Source organism: Rhizobacter sp. (assembly GCF_031412075.1).
Lineage (GTDB): Bacteria > Pseudomonadota > Gammaproteobacteria > Burkholderiales > Burkholderiaceae_C > Rhizobacter.
This window is the reverse complement of sequence record NZ_JANOCG010000367.1, coordinates 1-3,653: the sequence shown is the minus strand read 5'-3', so window position 1 is coordinate 3,653 and position 3,653 is coordinate 1. Positions and strand designations below refer to the sequence as shown.

At 65.5% G+C, this 3,653-nt stretch carries 4 protein-coding genes; 1 reads left to right on the top strand and 3 read right to left on the bottom strand.

What is annotated here, in order from left to right; genetic code table 11:
• Positions 1–165: 165 nt before the first annotated feature.
• Positions 166–1,182: an extracellular solute-binding protein gene (locus RMO40_RS13620; RefSeq protein WP_309722076.1), complete on the top strand. Its 1,017-nt coding sequence runs from the start codon at positions 166–168 to the stop codon at positions 1,180–1,182.
• Between the two features lie 19 nt (positions 1,183–1,201).
• Here RMO40_RS13620 and RMO40_RS13615 read toward each other — a convergent pair whose 3' ends face one another.
• The 3 genes from RMO40_RS13615 to RMO40_RS13605 are packed head-to-tail and all read right to left on the bottom strand — an operon-like array spanning position 1,202 to position 3,646.
• Positions 1,202–2,035: an urease accessory protein UreD gene (locus RMO40_RS13615; protein WP_309722073.1), complete on the bottom strand. Its 834-nt coding sequence runs from the start codon at positions 2,033–2,035 to the stop codon at positions 1,202–1,204.
• Positions 2,036–2,072: 37 nt separating this feature from the next.
• Positions 2,073–2,840 (bottom strand): ABC transporter permease subunit, encoded by a 768-nt coding sequence (locus tag RMO40_RS13610; protein WP_309722070.1) that lies wholly within the window; start codon positions 2,838–2,840, stop codon positions 2,073–2,075.
• Positions 2,837–3,646, bottom strand: coding sequence for an ATP-binding cassette domain-containing protein (locus tag RMO40_RS13605; RefSeq protein ID WP_309722080.1), 810 nt, complete (start codon positions 3,644–3,646; stop codon positions 2,837–2,839). Before RMO40_RS13605 ends, RMO40_RS13610 begins: the two co-directional genes overlap by 4 nt.
• Between the last annotated feature and the right edge of the window lie 7 nt (positions 3,647–3,653).

The following is a 3,653-nucleotide window of genomic DNA, read 5'->3' as shown; positions in this document are numbered from 1 at the left end:
GCAGTGGGCATCGGGTGCCAGTGTGACACCACCGGCGTTCGCTGGTCTGCGGCCGGATTCGGCATCAGCATCCTTGACCGAGGGGCACTGAAATGCCTTGTTTGTTAATGCGAATCATTGCTGATACTATTCGCTCACTCTTCTACGCAACCACCTCCTTGCCCCATGAAAACTCTTGTCTCCTCCCTGTTGGCCGCCGCGCTCTCGGTGGCCGCTTCCGCCGGCGCGCAGGCCCAGGTGCTCAACCTCTACACCGCCCGCCACTACCAGACCGACGAAGCGCTGTACGCCAACTTCACCAAAGAAACCGGCATCAAGATCAACCGCATCGAGGGACAAGAAGACGAGCTGCTTGAGCGCATCAAGAACGAAGGCGCGAGCAGCCCGGCCGATGTGTTCATCACCGTCGACGCTTCGCGCCTTGAGCTGGCCGACAAGGCCGGCATCTTCCAGCCGGTGCAATCGAAAGCGCTCGAAGCGCGTGTGCCCGCCCATCTGCGCACGCCGAACTGGCTGGCGTTTTCAACCCGGGCGCGCGTGATCGTCTACAACGCCCAGGCCATCAGGGCCGAGAGGGTGCAGTCGTATGAAGACCTGGCCAACCCGCGCCTGAAGGGCCAGCTGTGTGTGCGCTCGGGTTCGCACCCTTACAACCTGTCGCTGGGTGCAGCGCTGCTGACCCACGAAGGTGAAGCCAAGACCGAAGCCTGGGCGCGCGGCCTGGTGGCCAATTTCGCGCGTGCGCCCAAGGGGGGCGACACCGACCAGCTGCGTGCCGTGGCCGCAGGCGAATGTGGCGTGGCGCTGGCCAACAGCTACTACGTGGCGCGGCTGATGCGCTCGACCAAGCCCGAGGACGTGAAAGACATGGCCGCGTTGACGGTGGTGTGGCCCAACCAGAAGAGCTGGGGCACGCACGTCAACGTGTCGGGCGCCGGTGTCGTGAAGACGGCGCCGAACAAGGCCAACGCGGTGAAGTTCCTGGAGTACTTGGCGAGCGATGCGGCCCAGGTCTATTTCGCCGATGGCAACAACGAGTGGCCGGTGGTGAAGGCCGTGGCCGTCAAGAACCCGGCGTTGGAAAAGCTCGGGGCGTTCAAGGCCGACGAGCTGCCGGTGGAGAAGTGGGCACCGAGCACGGCGGCTGCGCAGAAGGTGTTTGACCGCGCCGGCTGGCGCTGATCGGTCGCGGCGCAGCCCCTCAGGTGCGCCAGACGCGGGGCGGCGTGGCGGTCAGGCCCCAGGCCAGCGCCCGCCAGCGTGTCCAGACCTCCGTCAACAAACCCATCGCGGGCTCCACGCGGTGGGCGAGCACCCGCAGCACCACCCCCTCGGCGTGCGGCGCGGTGCAACCCGCAGTGGCCTTCAGCGGGTGGGCCTCGGCGGCCTCGCGTGCCGCCTCGAGCAGCTGATCACGCCGGGCCGGCACGAGCGCCTGGCCGGCCGCAAACCACATCGTCGCCAGCACGCTGTGCCCCGCCCAGCCGAGCGGTGATTGCAACAGGCGCGTGTCGCCCCCATCGATGGTGCCGCGCTCCAGCCACACCCCCGGCAGCTCGATCTGTTGCGTGTAGCGCCCCGCGTCGAAACGCTCGTTGCTCGCCGGCAGGCCCAGCGCCAGCACGTCCCAGCCGATCATCTCGGCACCCGGTGCCAGCTCGAAGCGCATGCGGTTTTCGGCCAGCGTGTTGCGGTAGAGGATGGTCTCCAGCGGCAGCCACTCCAGCCGCGCTTCGTTGGCCAGCTTGGCGGTGAGCGCCTGCAAGGCCGGTTCACCGGCGCTGCGATAAAAGCGCGTGGCACCCGGCGTGGTGATCAGCGCGTGGCTGTTTTCACCGAGGTTCGCGCTGATCTGCAGCACGTCGCCACCGACCACGCCGCCGGGCGGGTGCACCAGCACGTTGTGGCAGATGCTCTCGCCCTCGGGGTAGAGGCTTTGCAAGATGCGCAGTGGGCCGTTGTGTTCGTCGTGGACGACGGTCTTGTGGGCGGTGCTGCGGCGGTAGTCGAGCTTGAGGTGGCCGTGCCAGCCCATAGAAAAGCGTTGGTGCGTTGAAGTGCGGCGAGTGTAGTCAGTGCGAGTTCGAGCCGCGGTGCGCCCAGCCGGTGGTGCGCTTCTCGATCAGCGCGAAAAGCTCGTACATGGCCATCGCCATCGCGCCCACCACCACCAGGCCGGCAAACGCCAGACCCATCTGCATCGACGAGCCGGCCGAGATCAGCAGGTAGCCGATGCCTTCGTTGGCTGCGGTCATCTCTGAGACGGTGGTGCCCACGAAAGCGAGCGTGATGGCCACCTTGAGCGAGCCGTAGAAGTAGGGCATGGAGCGCGGCAGGCCGACCTTGATGAGCACGTCCCAGCGTTTGGCGCCAAGCACACGCAGCACGTCTTCGAGCTCGGGTTCCAGCGTGGCCAGGCCGGTGGCGATGTTGACGGTGATCGGGAAGAAGGAAATGAGGAACGCGGTCAACACCGCCGGCCCCACGCCGATGCCGAACCACACCACCAGAATCGGCACGAAGGCGGCCTTCGGCAAGGCGTTGAACGCCGTCATCAGCGGGTACATCGCGGCGTAGGCCAGGCGCGAGCTGCCGATCAGGAAGCCGAGCAAGGTGCCCACCACGATCGAGATGCCGAAGCCCACCATCGTGACCCAGAAGGTGCGCCAGGCGTGGCCGGCAATCACCCCACCGAACTCCCAGGTCTGCGCAGCGATGCGCGAGGGCGCGGGGAAGATGAACTCGGAGACGTTGAAGCCGCGGCAGATCAACTCCCACAGCAACACCACCCCAACCAACAGCACCCAAGGCGCCAGGGCCAAACGTTGCGCGCGCGTCATGCCGCCGCTCCCACCGGCTTGCGAATGACACCGATGTGCTCACGCAGCTCCAGCACGATGTCGGTGAACTCCTTGGTGTAGGTCAGCTCCAGCTCGCGCGGGCGTGGCAGCTCGATCTTGCGTTGCACCAGCATGCGCCCGGGGCTGCGGCTCATCACGTAAACCGTGTCGGCGAGGAACACCGCTTCGCGCAGGTCGTGGGTGACCAGGATGACGTTGAATTTCTGCACCGCCCAGAGGTCGCGCAAGATGCACCAGAGCTCTTCGCGGGTGAAGGCGTCGAGCGCACCGAAGGGCTCGTCGAGCAGCAGCATCTTGGGCTCGTGGATCAACGCGCGGCAGATCGAGGCACGCTGTTGCATGCCCCCGGAGAGCTGCCACGGGAACTTGTCTTCGTAGCCACCGAGGCCCACGCTTTGCAGCAGCTTGCGCGCCTTGTCGGCGTAAACCGCCCGTTGTGCGCGGAAGTTGCTGCGGTAGGGTTCGACGATCTCCAGCGGCAGCAACACGTTGTCGAGCGTCGTTCGCCAGGGCAGCAGCGACGGCGCCTGAAAGGCCATGCCGGTGATCTTGAGTGGGCCGCTCACTTCCTTGCCGTCGATCAGGATGCTGCCCTGCGATGGGTTTTTCAAACCGGTCGCCAGCTTCATGAAGGTGGACTTGCCGCAGCCTGACGGGCCCACGATGGCGATGAATTCGCCTTGGTCGACTTGCAGCGAGATGTCTTCGACGGCGTATTGCTTTTTCGCCAACAACTCGTCGTTGTAAGCGAGCCAGACATTCCTGAAGTCCACAAAAGAGGTCATGTCTGCC